Raw genomic sequence first — 14649 nt, 5'->3', positions numbered from 1 at the left:
GTGCATAATTAAAAAAAGTGCAGGCACTCTAAGTGCTGGGCCGCACGAAGACAAGCGAGCCGCTCACAGTAAAGGGCTAAACAGATAGCAGAAGTTCTCCGTCATGCGCCGATACCAGGGGCGCTGGCGCCAGCGGGCCAGCGACATGGGGCTGGCGGCCTGAATGTATCCGGCCACCAACGCCTGCATCTGGGCCACAAAGACCGGGCTATCGACCAGCAAGGTCACCTCAAAGTTGAGCCACAGGCTGCGCCGATCCAGATTGACCGTCCCCACCAGAGCAAAATCGTCGTCCACCAGCACGCTCTTGGTGTGCAGCAACCCCGCATCATAGCGGTAGATCTCGACCCCGGAGGCGAGCAGCTCTTCTAAAAAGGCATTGCCTGCATGGTGCGCCAGCCGTGAGTCGTTGCGATGGGGCAGCACCAGCTGTACCTGCACCCCTCGCTCGGATGCCGAACGCAAGGCCGCCACCAGCGGGTCATCCGGCACGAAATAGGGGGTGGTCAGGATCAACCGCTGACGGGATTGATAGATGGCTTGCAGCAGGATTTGCTGGATGGCATCGCCCCCCTCGAACGGGCCGGAGGGGATGAGCTGGGCACGATAGTTGATAAGTGGCCAGGCCTCGGGTTGATGCTGCAAGCTGTCGAGCAACCGCTCGCCTGTCTCCATCTCCCAGTCCCAGACAAACAGGGACCACATCAGGGGCACCATGGGCCCTTGCACCCGCAGCATGATATCGACCCATTGGCCCACACCGGCATCCTGTTTGAAAAAACGCGGGTCGACCATGTTCATCGAGCCGGTGTAGCCCACCTTGTCATCGATCACCACCAGCTTGCGATGCATGCGCAGATCCTGGCGCTGGAACGGAATGCGCCACGCCCCGACCGGCAGCACCTCGATCAGCTGCACCCCGGCAGAGCGCAGCCGCTGGGGCCAGCCGGAGCGAAAGAAGTGTTTACTCCCCACCGAGTCGAGTAACACGCGACAGTCCACGCCGCGCTGCGACACCTCGATGAGGGCTTCGCCAACCTCGTCGGCCCACCCTCCCGGCTGCCAGATGTAGAACTCAAGATAGCAAGATTGGGTCGCCGCCCGAATATCGCTGGCGATCTCGCCCAAGATGGCCTCGGGCTGCTCCAGCAGCGTCATACGGTTACCGGAGAGCATCGGCATCGCCAGCCGCCCCTGGATGAGATCATGCAGCGGCGCGGCCTTGTCACTCACCGGGCAGCGATACTGGGGAAAAGCCCTCGCCATCTGGCGGATCCAGGCCGCATAAGGGGTATACATGGTCTTGGCCTGTTCACCACGACGCCGGCCGAGGCGAATTTCACCAAACAGGATATAGAAACCGACCCCGGCAAAGGGGATGGCATAGATGAGGGCCAGCCAGGCCAGTGAGACACCGATAGGGCGCCGTTTGAAAATAACCCGCAAAGAGACGCCGACCACGATCAAGGTGTGGAACAGCAGCAGTAACAGCCCGAGAAAATGGCTGAAGAGATCGCTGAGATCTTTTTCCAGTCCGTTAAACACGTCAGCTCCTTAGCAAAACGGTGACAGCCGTTTCATCCGTTGCAAACGGACGCTGTGATATGCTTGGCGGCCCGATTCTATCAGGTTGTTCCCATGATACTGCAATCCCTGCTGCTCACCGCAGCCCTGCTCAGCCCGGGCCAGAGTGAGATCACCGAATCCCAGATCAATGCCCTGCTGGCCCGCCAGGAGGGGATCCAGCGCGACGTCCAGATGCCCGGCCTGTTCCAGGGACAACTCGCCCTGACCGAAGGCACGGTGCAAATCGGCCGCCAGCAAGCCAACACGGTGCGCATCGAGAGCCGCGGCACCGCCCGTATGGCGATGGGTGACAAGCCCCCGGTCGATGCCACACTGCGCGTCACCTTCGACGGCAAACCGCGCTACGAGCCGGGCAGCCACGCCATCTATCTCGATGATGCCAAGCTGGTCGACTATCGCATCGAGCCCCAGTCGGTGCAGCAGCAATATGGTCTGGTGGTCAATCTGATGCTACAGAGCCTGCAACAGCGCATGAAGGGCAAACCCGTCTATCGCATCACGGGCAAGGGGGCAGAGCAGACCTGGTGGCGCGAGCACCTGACCGGGGTAGAAGTACAACCGGGCAAGCTCAAACTGCTGACGCGCTAACTGACCAGTGCTGCCGAACGCACCAGGGGCTCGACACAATAGCCGAGCTCCTGCTGCTGATGCAGGCGCGAGCGCAGCGGCTCGGGGAGTTGGTGCAACTCTCCGGGGCGAAAACCAACCTTCATGTAGAAATCGCGCTCAAACGGCAGCACTTGGCAAATGATGGGGCGCCCGTCGAGCAGTCCGCAGGCAAAGCTGAGCAACTGCTGGCCTATCCCCTGCTGCTGGTAGTGGGGCAGCAACTGCATGCCACAGAGATGGTAATAGCGCTCCTCGGCCCGCACCCGCAGTGCACCGACAAGCCAATTGGCATCCTTGGCAATGAAGATCCGCTCCCCGATGTCAGGCTCGTAGCGGGAGAACGCTGTCTCGTAAAAGTCACGGATCAGGGTCAGATCCGCGTCGTAGTACTCTTCAAACGTCAATGTCGACATGATGGTGCCGATCGTGGGCCTCGTTAGGCGAAAGATGTATCTGCGCCGACCAGAGTAACGTGCTCACCGCCTGCTGTCAGCCGACTTGAGACCTCAAATGGGGTTAGCCCTTCATTTTCAACTCATGGTTGATAGTGATTGTATTAACACCATGATTATCGAATAGAAATCGGGGTGTAGAGTAGCATCATTCCCTCCCTTTACCCCGAGGCATGCATGAGCACTCCCGCCCCCGTCTGGTTTATCTCCCACGGCGCCCCCGATCTGGTGATCCGCCGCCAGTGCGCCACCACCTTCTTAGAAGGGCTCACCCTGCCCGATGACCTCAAGGGACTGGTGGTGATCTCCGCCCATTGGTTCAGCCAAGAGTTGCAGATCAACCTGCAACCTGGGCCTGAATTGATGTACGACTTTTACGGTTTTCCCGATGCGCTCTATGAGATCCGCTGGCCCGGTCATACGCCCGCCTGGCTCGGCGAACGGCTGCTCGCGCTGTTTGCCGCCGAAGCCATGCCGCTGCAAGGGGTGGCCCGCCCGTTTGACCACGGCGTCTGGTCACCCCTTTCGTTGATCGACCCCGAGGCGACCACGCCGCTGGTGCAGATCTCGATCCCGGCCAGTTGGAGCCCGGCCCAACTGTGGCAGCTTGGGGCATTGCTGGCTCCGCTGCGCAGCGAGGGGATCGCCATCCTGGCCTCGGGGGCCATCACCCACAACCTGCGCGCCCTCGAGTGGGATGGGGGGCGCACCGCCCCCTGGGCCAGCGACTTCGTCGCCTGGCTGGAATCGGCCATGGCGGCGCAGGATAAGGCCGCCCTGATAGACTATCGCGCCCGCGCCCCCCATGCGGCCATGGCCCACCCCCATGACGACCACCTGCGCCCGCTCTTTATCGCCCTCGGCGCCGCCGGAGCAGACCAACCCGAGCGACTGCACCAGAGCTGGGATCTTGGCAACCTCTACATGGGCAGCTATCGCTTCGGCTGAAGCTGACCGAGCAGGGATTCGGCCAGCGCGTGGCTGGCCACGTAGCTGTCGAGCAGGGCGCTATCGCAGCGCCCGGTATTGAGCAGCGCCAGCCAGTGCTCCAGCATGGCGACAAACCCGCGCTGCTCCAACATGGGGGTCCACTCCCCGCCGCCGATGGCCTGCACTGCCTTACCGCGCGCCAGCCAACCGCGACTGCACTGCTCCACGTGCAGCGAGAGGTTCTCGGCATAACCGTCGATACGCTCCTCAGTAACGCCGGCACTGCGGTTCATGCTGCCCTGACACCAGCCATGCCGGGTGCGCCAACTGACGCTGACCCCGGCCAGCGCCCCCGGCTGCGCCGCCGCCCTAGCCAGCAGCCGCGCCTCCCCCTCCGGCCGGCCGCCGTAGTGGCAAAGGCCGTCGAGCACATGAATAAAATCATCGAAAAAGAAGCTGCGCGCCCCGCCGGGCAGGGCGTGGCGGTGCTTTTGCCAGATGAGTTCGGTGAGCGGCTGACGCCGCAGCTCGGCCAGCGCCGGCAGGTAGCGGCGGTTAAAGCCGACAAAAAGCGGACGATCCTGCTGCATGGCCAGCTCGGCCAGCCGCTCCACCCCGGAAGCGGAGTCGCACAAGGGCTTGTCGACAAAGACCGGAATGCCCGCTTGCAGCGCCGCCTCGGCCAGAGGCGCATGGACCGGCGTGGCGGCGTGGATCATCACGGCATCGGGATGGGCGGCCAGCAGCGCATCATAGCGACTGTAGGTCTCACTCACCCGATAGCGGCGCGCCAGCGCGGCCAGCGTCGCCCCATCACGGGTGCAGAGCAGCGGCGTGACCCGCTCGTCACAGGCCAGCAGCGGCAGATAGGCCTTACGGGCAATATCGCCCAGCCCCACCAAAGCGATGCGCATACGCTCTCCTTGCGAGATGGGAGGAGCCATCAGCATACCACGCCTATTTGCTGCGCTGGCGACAGGCATCACCAAACGCCTTGAACAGGCGCACCGAGTGAGGATTGGCGCTGGCCTGCCACTCCGGATGCCACTGCACCCCTAGGGTGAAGGCATCACGCCCCGCGAGTGTCACCGCCTCGACGAGGCCATCCTCGGCATGGGCCAGCGGCACCAGCCCCGCCCCCAGACGGCAAATACCCTGACCGTGCAGCGAGTTGACCATGATGACCGGCTCCCCGAGCTGGGTGTGCAACCAACTGCCCGGCACCAGGGTGACGGGGTGGCGCGCGCCGTACTGTGCCGCGACCGGCGCGGCCGGATCTTCCCGATGATCGGCAAAGGGCCCCTCGGCATAGAGCCGCTGGTAGAGATCGCCCCCCAGCGCCACGTTGAGCTCCTGCATACCACGGCAGATGGCAAACAGGGGCAGGCCGCGCGCCAGGGCGCCGTGAATGAGGGCGATGTCGACCCGATCGCGCTCAGGATCGCGCGCCTTGTCAGGGGTGAGGTTCTGCTGGCCATAGAGGGCCGGATCGATATTAGAGCCGGCGCCGGTCAGGTAGAGGCCATCGGCCAGATCGAGGTAGTGATCGAGGTCATCGAGGCCACAGCAGGTGGGCATCAGCAGCGGCACACAGCCGGCCAGCTCCACCAAGGGCACTATGTATTTGTGGGTCATCACCTGATAGTCGTGACCGGCGCGGGGCTGGCAGCCCATGGTCATCAACACAGTTGGCTTTCGCTTGGCGGAATGCGCGTTTTCGGCACGGGCAAGCGAGTCGGGCGCAGGGCGGGTCGAATTGGGCATAGATCACCTGAATATCACCGTCAGTGGGCGCAGCGCAACCAAAGGGCTACGCTGCCTTCCAGTCTGCCTTGAGCGTTTCAGATAGCAACCCCTAGCAGCGCGCCCTTCAGAAAAGCGCCGCGTCATCGCCTTGAGCCGTCGGCCCGCACGCTTCGTGTCCTGCACATCCATCGCCCGGCCAATCACGAGAGGGCGCGTTGAAGGGGCCGCCCCCCTGTGCGACACTGCGCCTCTTTTTTGCAGCAGCGGTGGTTAAGGATGAGCGCACACGCCCCCCACTCCCGACAACTGACCCGGATCGGTCGGGTGCTGCACTACATCCACAATCACCTCGACCACCCCCTCAGCGTTGAATTGCTGGCCGCCCAGAGCTGCTGGTCACGCTGGCAGTTGCAGCGGGTCTTTCTCGAAGAGACTGGCCTGACGGTGGCCAACTATGTGCGCGAACTCAAGCTCAGCCGCGCCGCCGAAGCGCTGCTCGATGGCCGTGAACGCATCGTCGATCTGGCGCTGCGCCACGGTTTTACCTCGGAGGCCAGCTTCTGCCGCGCCTTCAAGCAGCAGTTCGGTTGCACACCCGGTCGTTACCGCCAACGTGGCCTGCGAGTCGGCCTGCGAGCCCCCCTGTGCCCAGAAGGCGAGAGGGAGGCGCCAGATAGGCTGCTGCCAGTGCGCATTGAGAGCCGCCCCGCCTTTGTGCTCGGCGGCACACACGGCCAGGTGCGAGGGCTGTTTGCCAGCGCCCCGGATTTTCAGCAGCAGGTGCCCGCCCTGTGGCAACAACTGGCCGAGCACTACCCGCCCCCTCTCTGGGGCGCGCAGCCGCGCATCGGCGCCGTCGATGTGACGAGCGCAACGGAAGGGGTGGTCGAGTACTGGGCCGGACTGCCTCAGCCGTTACCCGGTCTTGCCACCCTCTCCATCCCCGCCCAGGAGTACGCTGTGCTGACCCAGCAGGGCGATCTGCGCACCCTGCCCGACACCCTGCGCTGGTTTATTCGCCACTGGCTGCCCGGCTCGCGCTATCGCGGGCTCGATGGCATCGAGTTGGAGATCTACCCCGCCGGATACCGCACCGACGACCCACAAGCCCGCATGGAGTACTGGCTGCCTATCGCCCCCCGCTAAGGGCAAGATGCCCCAAATTGTGAATTCTGACGCAAACGCAGATAATAGAATGCAAATGACATTCATTATCATTTTTCTGTTTGCTTCGAGGACTCCATCTTGCGTTACCCCGCACTGCACCCACTGACCCTGGCCGTGACCAGCCTGCTTGCCGCCCCAACCCTGGCCGCCGACGCCCCCAACGCTGACGAGACGGTGATGGTGCTTGGCAAGACCTACCGCAACACCGCCACCAAGACCCGGCTCACCCCCCTTGAGACGCCGCAAGCGATCTCGGTGGTCGATAGAGAGACCTTAAGCCTGCGCGCCGTGCGTTCGGTCAGCGAGTCACTGCGCTACCTGCCCGGCGTCAATACGGAGCTGCGCGGCGGCGCCGTGTCGCGCCTCGATCTCTTCAACATTCGCGGCTTTGACAACTACCAAAACAGCTACGACGGCCTGCTGCTGCAATACAACGGCTGGAATCTGCAACCCCAGATAGATCCCATTGCCCTCGAGCAGGTCGAAGTGTTCAAGGGGCCCACCTCGGTCCTCTATGGCAGCATGCCACCGGGGGGCATGGTCAATCTCATCGCCAAGGCGCCGCGCCGTGAGGCCGCCACCGAGCTGAGCGTGGCCAGCGGCAGTCACGCCCTGCGCGAAGCCAGCATCGACAGCACGGGTCAGATCGGTCAGAGCCATCTGACCTACCGCCTGGTGGGACTGGCACGCAAGCAAGAGGGCCAAGCCGTCACCTCGACACAGGAGCGCTACCTCATCGCCCCCTCGCTCGACTGGCAACTGGGAGAGCGCACCCTGCTCAACCTGAACCTCTACTACCAAAAAGATCCGGCCATGGGGATCTACACCACAGTGCCAGCCAGCGGCTCGGTTCATGGCAACCCCCATGGCCAGCTTGCCAGCGATGCCTTCTTGGGCGATCGCAACTGGAACCACTACGAGCGCGAAGTTACCCTGCTCGGCTACAAGCTGAACCATGACTTCGGCAACGGCTGGCAGTTTTTGCAAAACACCCGCTACACCGACGCCAGCGCCCTGCAACGCAACACCTACAATGCCCCGCTGGCCGCCGATCAGCGCACCGTGGCGCGCAATGCCTACCTGACCGACGAGGTAAGCCACGGCCTAGTCATCGACAACCAGCTCTCGGCCCGCCTCGATGTCGGTCGCTGGCAGCACCACCTGCTGCTGGGGCTCGACGCCCAGCGCCTCAACGCCGACGTGCGCTACCTCGATACCCTCGACTATTCGGCGCCTGCCATCGACCTGTTCACCCCGGATCACGACCAGATTGATCCGGCGGCGCTCGGCTTCAACTACCAAGATGATGAAGCGATCCGCCAGCGCCAGACCGGCCTCTATCTGCAAGATCAGGTGCGCTGGGATCGCTGGGTACTGATCGCCGGCGGGCGCTATGACAGCTACCGCTCCGACACCGACAGCCGCACCCTCTATCAGGGGACCCCGGGCCAGAGCCACGGCCGCATCAGCCAGCACAACACCTCCTGGCGGGTCGGCGCCCTCTATGAGCTGCCCAACGGCCTAGCCCCCTACCTCAACTACGCCGAGAGCTTCGAGCCGGTCGCCGGTATCGACAAAAACGGCAACGGCTTCAAGCCGTCGACCGGCCAGCAATGGGAAAGCGGCGTCAAATACCTCTCCGCCGATGGCGGCGCCAGCGCCACCTTGTCGGCGTTTCATATCACGAAGAAGAACTCGCTGGTCACGGATCCAGACAACCTCTACGGGCCCAAGTTGCAAACCGGCGAGACCGTTTCGCGCGGGATCGAGCTGGAGGGGCGCTGGGCGCTCAGTGACGCGCTCGATGTGAGCGCCAGCTACACCCTGCTCGACATGGAGATCACCCGCGACACCACAGGACTTAAGGGCAAGACCCCGGTCTGGGTGCCGGAGCAGACCGCCTCGCTGTGGGCCGACTACCGCATTGAGCAGGGAAGCCTGAGCGGCCTCACCCTCGGTAGCGGAGTGCGTTACGTAGGCAAGACCGAGATCGACGCCCAGAACAGCGGCAAGGTGCCCGGCTATACCCTGTGGGACATGGCGGCGCGCTACGATCTGGGCCGCCTTGGCCTGCGCGGCGCCGAGGCGGTGCTCAGTGCCAGCAACCTGCTCGATAAGGAGTACCTCTCCTGCTACGACACCGGTAACTGCTGGTTTGGCGCCGAAAGAAACATCGAGGCGCGCCTCAACTACCGCTTCTAAGTGGCCGCTCAAGCACAAGGGGCCGCCATGGCGGCCCCAGGAGACGATGATGAACCCCCAACTTGATGCCCTCGACGAGCTGGCCCGCCGCCTGCTGCCTGCGTTGCAACGCACGGGGCTCACCGGACGCGAGCCCATCGGTAAGGAGGGAAACACGGCCCCAGTGGCCGCACTGATGGCGCAGTTGCAACAGGCCAACCCCGAGGCGGGGCGGGCCTACTGGCTCACCCGCGGCTGGAGCCTGCTCACCTGGCAGCCTCTCTATCTGGCCATCCTGGCGGTGCACGGCCTAGGGCGGGTGCCACCGCTGGCAAACCTGCTGCAATACCAGCAAGAGGGGATGGTGGCTGGTTACTGGCTGAGCGGGGAGATGGAAGCCGAGCCCAATCTGGTGCGCCGCATCGAGCGCGCTGCCGCCGGGCTGCGCCCCCTGCTGGCCACGCTCGCCGCGCTCATGGCCGAGGCACCGCGCCCGCGCCTGCGCGCCGAGCTGCTGGCCGACGATCTGCTGGTGGCGCTAGAGCGCCTCGCCCCGCACCTGCCCGAGCTGGCCGCTCACCCCTTACCCTTCCTCGCCCGGCGCTGGCTGGCGGCCCTTGAACTGCCGACCCCACCGCGCCTGCCGGGGGAAGATCCTCGCTACCTGCGCCAGCGCTGCTGCCTGCACTACAAGCGCGGCGATGGCGTCCTGTGCGACAACTGTCCGCGCCGGCAGCAGGCCTTAGCGCAGCGCGTCGCTTAACCAGCCCATCAGATCGTCGCGCGCCTCCCCCTCTAAGCGCGCCACCTCGGCCAGCACGCTCTCGGGGCGATAGGCGCAGCCATGCAGCCGCTCGGCCAGCCGCTCCAGCGGAGCCGGGTCTAGGCTGTCGGTGAAGATGCGCGCCGCGCCGATCACCCCCTTGTCCACCTCAAGGTGCAGCTCCACCCCGCCCCAGGTAAAACGCTCCTCCAACTGATGACTAAAGCCGGGCGCCCGACCAAAATTCCACTCCCAACTGCGCTGGCGGGCGAAGGTCTCGGCAAAGCCGGGCAGATCCGGCAGCCGCTCCGGGCTGATGATCTCGGCCGCCACCCGCTCCCCGTAGTGGTGGAAGAAAGCCTCGCCAAGGGCCTCGCACAGCGCCTCGTGCGACAGGCTCACCCCCAGCTCGGCCAGATTGGTCACCCGGCCGCGCACCGAGCTGATCCCCTTGGCCGCCAGCTTTTTAGGGTCGGGATTGAGGTAGTCAGCCAGCCGGCCGAGATCGGCCGAGCGCAGCACGGTGCCGTGGTGAAAGCCGCGATCCAGGGTCTCGCGATAGGCAGAGCCCGAGATCTTGCGCGCCCCTTCTGGGGTTTCGACCAGCAGATCGTTGCGCCCCGACGCCTCGGCCGTTACCCCGAGCCGCGCCAGTGCCGCCAGCACTATGTCAGTCGAGACGCTCTTGTCGTAGGCCGGCTTGCCCGCCATGAAGGTAAAACAGCTGTTACCCAGATCGTGGAACACGGCGCCGCCGCCGCTGCTGCGCCGCGCCAGGGTGATGCCATCTTGCTCCATACGCCGGGTGTTGCACTCCTTCCACGGGTTCTGGGCCCGGCCAATCACCACGGTGTCGGCGTTGCGCCACAGGAAGAGCACCCGCTGGGAGGCATCCATCTGGCGAAAGATGCACTCCTCCACCGCTAGGTTGAAGTGGGGATCGTGGGAGTGAGAGATGAGCAGTCTGAGCATGGGCGCCCCCAAATGGTAAAACGGCGCCCATGGTAACACGCAGGCGCCGGTACCCGCCCTTAGTCGCCCACCCGGCGGCTGAGCAGGGCGTAGTAAAGCAGCGGGATCACCACCAAGGTGAGCAAGGTGGCGACCAAGATCCCGAAAATCAGGCTGATGGCCAGGCCGTTGAAGATGGGGTCGTCCAGGATAAACAGGGCCCCTACCATGGCCGCCAGCGCCGTCAACAGGATCGGTTTGGCGCGCACCTGGGCGGCGCGGATCACCGCCTGCTCAAAGGCGCTACCTTGCGATCGCTCCAGCTCGATGAAATCCACCAGCAAGATGCTGTTGCGCACTATGATGCCGGCCAGCGCAATCATGCCGATCATCGAGGTGGCGGTGAACTGGGCTCCGAGCACAGCGTGGCCCGGCATGACGCCAATCAGGGTGAGCGGAATGGGCGCCATGATGATGAGGGGCACTAGGTAGGAGCGGAACTGGGCCACCACCAAGAGATAGATGAGCACCATGCCGACCGCATAGGCGAGCCCCATGTCGCGGAAGGTCTCGTAGGTCACCTTCCACTCCCCGTCCCACAGCACGGCCACCTCCCCCGGCACTGAGGGTTGCTGCACATAGTGCTGGGGCAAGGCCATGCGCCGGCTGGCCTCCACCATGCCATAGAGGGGGCTATCGAGCGGGCCGGCCATGTCGGCCACCACCATCACCATGGGCAGCATGTTCTTGTGGGTGATGTAGGGGGGCAGAGTCTCATCGCGGCGCACCACCAGCTCGGAGAGGGGCACCCGCTTGCCCGAGGCACCGCGCACCGTGAGGGTCAGCACCCCATCGAGACTGACTCGATCGGCCGAGCTCAATGTGAGCCGCACCGGCACCGGATACTTGACCTGCTCCCGGTGCAGCCAGGTGACGTCCGCATCCCCCACCCCGGTGGCCAGGGTGTTCACCACCTCGCTCACGTCCACCCCGAGGCGGGCGGCCTTGTTGCGATCCACGCTCAGGCGCCACAAGGGCTGGTGATCGCTGTGATAAAGATCGATGTCAACCACGTCGGGCGTCTCGCGCAGGGCCGCCAGCACCTGCTCGGCGCCGCGCTCGCGAGCCTGCTCGGTCGGGCCATAGACCTCGGCCAGGAGCGGCGACCAGACCGGCGGGCCGGGCGGCACCTCGACCACCTTGAGATTGCCCCCGTGCTGGCGGGCGATCTGTTGCAGCGGCTCTCGCACGGCGCGGGCAATGGCGTGGCTGCTGCGTGAGCGAGCGTGCTTGTCGACCAGGTTGACCTGAATGTCCCCTTGGTTGGCGCCGCGCCGCATAAAGTAGTGGCGCACCAGGCCGTTGAAATTGATGGGTGCCGCAGTGCCGACGTAGATCTGGTACTCCTTCACCTCGGGCACCTTGCCAAGTTCGCGCCCGAGCGCCATCAGGGTGCGCTGGGTCTGCTCCAGGCTGGTGCCCTCCGGCATATCGAGCACCAGTTGGAACTCCGATTTGTTGTCAAAGGGGAGCATCTTGAGCACCACCCAGGTGAAGGCCGGCAGGCTGGCCGCCCCTCCCACCAACAGCAGTACCCCGAGCCAGAGCCGGCGCCGAGCCCGCCTTGCCCCCTCGCCAAACAGGAACGGGGACATCAGCCGCTCGAAGAGATGGCCGTGGCGCACCGCAGCGGCGCCGTGAGGGGCCCTCCCCAGCAGGTGCCCAGCCAGCCAGGGGGTGAAGATAAAGGCCACCAGCAGTGAGAGCAGCATGCCCATGCTGGCATTGATGGGGATGGGGCTCATGTAGGGGCCCATCAGGCCGCTGACAAACGCCATCGGCAGCAAGGCAGCAATCACCGTCAGGGTGGCGAGGATGGTAGGCCCCCCCACCTCGTCGACCGCCCCCGGGATCAGCTCGCGCAGCGGCCGCGGCGAGAGCATCCAATGGCGGTGGATGTTCTCCACCACCACGATGGCATCGTCCACCAAAATGCCGATGGAGAAGATGAGGGCAAACAGCGACACCCGGTTGAGGGTAAAGCCCCATGCCCAGGAGGCAAACAGGGTCAGCAGCAGGGTAATGGCAATCGCCAGCCCCACCACCAGCGCCTCGCGCCAGCCCATGCTCACCACCACCAGCAGCACCACGGCGGCGGTGGCGAAGATGAGCTTGCCGATCAAGGTGGCCGACTTGTCCGCCGCCGTCACCCCATAATCGCGAGTGACGCTGACCTGGATCTCGCTCGGCAGCAGGCGGTTTTGCAGGGCCGCCACTCGGGCCTCGACTCGCTTGGCCACCTCGACCGCGTTCTGGCCCGGCTGCTTGCCGATGGCCAGCGTCACCGCCGGGTGGGGCGCCGCCCCCTCCCCGCCCTGGGCAAACCAGGCCGACCGGGTCGGCAGGGGCGCGCCCAAGGTCACCTCGGCCACCTCCCCGAGGTAGACGGGGTAGCCATCGTGCACCCCGACCACTAGCTGGGCCACCTCATCCGGGGAGCGCAGAAAAGCCCCCGCCTGCACCTTAAACTCGCGGTTCTCTTGAGTCATGCCAGAGAGCATCCCCACCCGGTTAGCGGCGCCAAGACGCTGGGCCAGCTCGGGCACGGTGAGATCGTGGGCCGCCAGCGCCGCCGGATCGAGGGTGACGCTCAGCACCTCGTCATGCCCGCCTATGGTGGTGACATCGCGGGTTCCCGGCAGGCGCTTGAGCTCGGTCTCAAGCTCATGGGCGGCGCGGGTCAGCTCGGCGGCCCCGAGCCGCTCACTCCAGAGGGTCAGGGTGACAATGGGCACGTCATCGATGCCGCGCGGCTTGATGAGTGGCTCGCCCACCCCCAGCCCCTGGGGCAGCCAATCCTTGTTGGAGTAGAGCTGGTTATAGAGATCGACGATGGCCTGGGCCCGCTTCACCCCCACCTTGAACACCACCACGATAAGGGCGCCGTCCGGTTGGGAGAACGAATTGAGGGTATCGATGCCGGCCAACTGGGAGATCACCTGCTCGGCCGGCGTGGTGATGAGATTTTCCACCTCGCGCGGTGAGGCGCCAGGATAGGGGATATAGACATCGGCGAAGGTGACGTCGATCTGCGGCTCCTCCTCCTTAGGGGTCACCAACACCGCAAACAGACCGAGCAGCAAGGCCACCAGCGCCAGCAGCGGGGTGATGGCGCTGGTCTGAAAAGCCGCCGCCAGACGGCCGGCCAGCCCGAGGCGCGGGTTACGGCTCATGGCTCACCTCCCTGACCTGCGCCCAGGCGTCGCTGGCAATCTGATCCCCAGCCTGTAGGCCGCTTAAGATCTCCACCCTCTCCCCCACGCGCTGGCCAACCCGTACCGGGGTCAGTGCCCACCCCTTTTCCACCTTGAGGTAGACGGCGCTAAGCTCCCCCTGACGCAGCAGGGCGCGGGTCGGGATCATCAGTGCGCGGTGTTCACCGAGACGCACCCTGACCTTGACCCACATGCCGGGCAGCACCCCGGCCTGCCGCTCGGGCAGGTCGAGGCGCAGCCGAAAGGTATGGCTGGCGCTGTCGGCATAGTTAAAACGCTTGACCGCCTGCGGCCTGAGCGCCTCACCCGAGGGGAGCAGCACCTCAATCTGATCCGGAGTCAGCTCACCCCCCTTGAAGGCACGGACAAGCTGAGATTGGGGCAGTTCACTTTCAACCCGCAGGGTATCGAGCGAGAGACCGGAGAGCAGCGGCGTCCCTGGGGCCACCGTCTCCCCCAACTCCACGTGGCGGGCGGTCACGACACCGGCATAAGGGGCCAGCACTCGGGTGTAGCCAAATACCTCGCGCGCCTGGGTCAGGGCGGCGTCGGCCGCCTTAACCTCGGCACTCGCCGCCAGCGCGCTGGCCTGAGCGTTGTCAAATTGGGCGCGGGTCACGACGCCTTTGACCGACAGCGCCTTGAAGCGCACCAACTGAAGCTCGGCCTCTTTGTACTGCGCCTGCGCCCTAGCCAGCCGGGCCTTGGCTGCATCAACCGCCGCCGACTGCTCATTACCACTGATCTCTAGCAGCGCAGCCCCGGCCTCCACCCGGTCGTTCACATCCACCAACATGCGCACCACGCGCCCATTGGTCTGGGCGGCGATGGTGCCCTTGTTGACCGGCTCGACCGTACCGTCGAGGGTGAGCCAGCGGGGCACAGGTTCAGCACGCACGGTGAGGGACGTCGCCTCCATCTGCACCGCACCACTTGCCATGATGGCCAGCACCATACCGATCGCCATGTTCATCGCCGCTCTCCCTCG

Annotated in this window: 12 protein-coding genes; 5 read left to right on the top strand and 7 right to left on the bottom strand. The window is 64.9% G+C overall.

From position 1 onward, the window contains the following. Positions 1-63: 63 nt before the first annotated feature. Positions 64-1545 carry a cardiolipin synthase gene (gene cls, locus FE240_RS05130; RefSeq protein WP_193003645.1) on the bottom strand — a complete coding sequence of 494 codons (1482 nt, stop codon included), beginning with the start codon at positions 1543-1545 and terminating at the stop codon, positions 64-66. 93 nt (positions 1546-1638) lie between these two features. Between cls and FE240_RS05125 the strand changes: the two genes are divergently transcribed. Continuing rightward, positions 1639-2175, top strand: a complete 537-nt coding sequence (locus tag FE240_RS05125; protein WP_042048788.1) for a DUF1439 domain-containing protein — start codon at positions 1639-1641, stop codon at positions 2173-2175. Here FE240_RS05125 and FE240_RS05120 read toward each other — a convergent pair. Further along, positions 2172-2609 (bottom strand): GNAT family N-acetyltransferase, encoded by a 438-nt coding sequence (locus FE240_RS05120; RefSeq protein WP_193003644.1) that lies wholly within the window; start codon positions 2607-2609, stop codon positions 2172-2174. The two genes, FE240_RS05125 and FE240_RS05120, sit on opposite strands and share 4 nt — an antisense overlap. Positions 2610-2825: 216 nt before the next feature. On the opposite strand from FE240_RS05120, the gene FE240_RS05115 reads away from it, so the two are divergent. Next, on the top strand, positions 2826-3596 hold the full coding sequence (locus FE240_RS05115; protein WP_193003643.1) for a DODA-type extradiol aromatic ring-opening family dioxygenase: 771 nt from the start codon (positions 2826-2828) through the stop codon (positions 3594-3596). On the opposite strand, the gene FE240_RS05110 is transcribed toward FE240_RS05115, so the two are convergent. Both FE240_RS05110 and FE240_RS05105 read right to left on the bottom strand, forming a co-directional pair. Beyond that, the gene (locus FE240_RS05110) at positions 3581-4492 is read right to left on the bottom strand and encodes a Gfo/Idh/MocA family protein (protein WP_193003642.1); all 912 of its coding nucleotides are present in this window, start codon (positions 4490-4492) and stop codon (positions 3581-3583) included. The genes FE240_RS05115 and FE240_RS05110 overlap by 16 nt on opposite strands. A 43-nt stretch (positions 4493-4535) precedes the next feature. Next, positions 4536-5258 (bottom strand): gamma-glutamyl-gamma-aminobutyrate hydrolase family protein, encoded by a 723-nt coding sequence (locus tag FE240_RS05105; protein ID WP_404800076.1) that lies wholly within the window; start codon positions 5256-5258, stop codon positions 4536-4538. Between the two features lie 342 nt (positions 5259-5600). Here FE240_RS05105 and FE240_RS05100 point away from each other — a divergent pair, with 342 nt between their 5' ends. The 3 genes from FE240_RS05100 to FE240_RS05090 all read left to right on the top strand — a co-directional run bounded on the left by FE240_RS05100 (position 5601) and on the right by FE240_RS05090 (position 9435). Further along, on the top strand, positions 5601-6470 hold the full coding sequence (locus FE240_RS05100; protein WP_193003640.1) for a helix-turn-helix domain-containing protein: 870 nt from the start codon (positions 5601-5603) through the stop codon (positions 6468-6470). A 99-nt stretch (positions 6471-6569) separates the two neighbouring features. Beyond that, a complete protein-coding gene (locus FE240_RS05095; RefSeq protein ID WP_226799006.1) occupies positions 6570-8693 on the top strand; it encodes a TonB-dependent siderophore receptor in 2124 nt (707 codons plus the stop codon). Positions 8694-8742: 49 nt separating this feature from the next. After that, on the top strand, positions 8743-9435 hold the full coding sequence (locus FE240_RS05090) for a siderophore ferric iron reductase (protein ID WP_193003639.1): 693 nt from the start codon (positions 8743-8745) through the stop codon (positions 9433-9435). Here FE240_RS05090 and FE240_RS05085 read toward each other — a convergent pair. The 3 genes from FE240_RS05085 to FE240_RS05075 are packed head-to-tail and all read right to left on the bottom strand — an operon-like array spanning position 9415 to position 14628. Then, positions 9415-10407, bottom strand: a complete 993-nt coding sequence (locus FE240_RS05085) for a lipoate--protein ligase (RefSeq protein ID WP_193003638.1) — start codon at positions 10405-10407, stop codon at positions 9415-9417. The two genes, FE240_RS05090 and FE240_RS05085, sit on opposite strands and share 21 nt — an antisense overlap. Positions 10408-10466: 59 nt before the next feature. Further along, positions 10467-13619 (bottom strand): efflux RND transporter permease subunit, encoded by a 3153-nt coding sequence (locus FE240_RS05080; protein WP_193003637.1) that lies wholly within the window; start codon positions 13617-13619, stop codon positions 10467-10469. After that, positions 13609-14628, bottom strand: a complete 1020-nt coding sequence (locus FE240_RS05075; protein ID WP_404800075.1) for an efflux RND transporter periplasmic adaptor subunit — start codon at positions 14626-14628, stop codon at positions 13609-13611. The genes FE240_RS05080 and FE240_RS05075 overlap by 11 nt, the downstream gene beginning before the upstream one ends. Positions 14629-14649: the final 21 nt, after the last annotated feature.

Origin of the sequence: Aeromonas simiae, assembly GCF_014892695.1 — a bacterium.
In the GTDB taxonomy this organism is placed as follows: domain Bacteria; phylum Pseudomonadota; class Gammaproteobacteria; order Enterobacterales; family Aeromonadaceae; genus Aeromonas; species Aeromonas simiae.
Note: the sequence above shows the minus strand (reverse complement) of the source record. Positions and strands in the feature narration are given on the sequence as shown.

Coding starts and splice junctions, on each gene's coding strand:
- FE240_RS05125 (WP_042048788.1), top strand. CDS start 1,639: ATGATACTGCAATCCCTGCTGCTCACCGCAGCCCTGCTCAGCCCGGGC.
- FE240_RS05120 (WP_193003644.1), bottom strand. CDS start 2,609: ATGTCGACATTGACGTTTGAAGAGTACTACGACGCGGATCTGACCCTG.
- FE240_RS05115 (WP_193003643.1), top strand. CDS start 2,826: ATGAGCACTCCCGCCCCCGTCTGGTTTATCTCCCACGGCGCCCCCGAT.
- FE240_RS05110 (WP_193003642.1), bottom strand. CDS start 4,492: ATGCGCATCGCTTTGGTGGGGCTGGGCGATATTGCCCGTAAGGCCTAT.
- FE240_RS05105 (WP_404800076.1), bottom strand. CDS start 5,258: ATGACCATGGGCTGCCAGCCCCGCGCCGGTCACGACTATCAGGTGATG.
- FE240_RS05100 (WP_193003640.1), top strand. CDS start 5,601: ATGAGCGCACACGCCCCCCACTCCCGACAACTGACCCGGATCGGTCGG.
- FE240_RS05090 (WP_193003639.1), top strand. CDS start 8,743: ATGAACCCCCAACTTGATGCCCTCGACGAGCTGGCCCGCCGCCTGCTG.
- FE240_RS05085 (WP_193003638.1), bottom strand. CDS start 10,407: ATGCTCAGACTGCTCATCTCTCACTCCCACGATCCCCACTTCAACCTA.
- FE240_RS05080 (WP_193003637.1), bottom strand. CDS start 13,619: ATGAGCCGTAACCCGCGCCTCGGGCTGGCCGGCCGTCTGGCGGCGGCT.
- FE240_RS05075 (WP_404800075.1), bottom strand. CDS start 14,628: ATGGCGATCGGTATGGTGCTGGCCATCATGGCAAGTGGTGCGGTGCAG.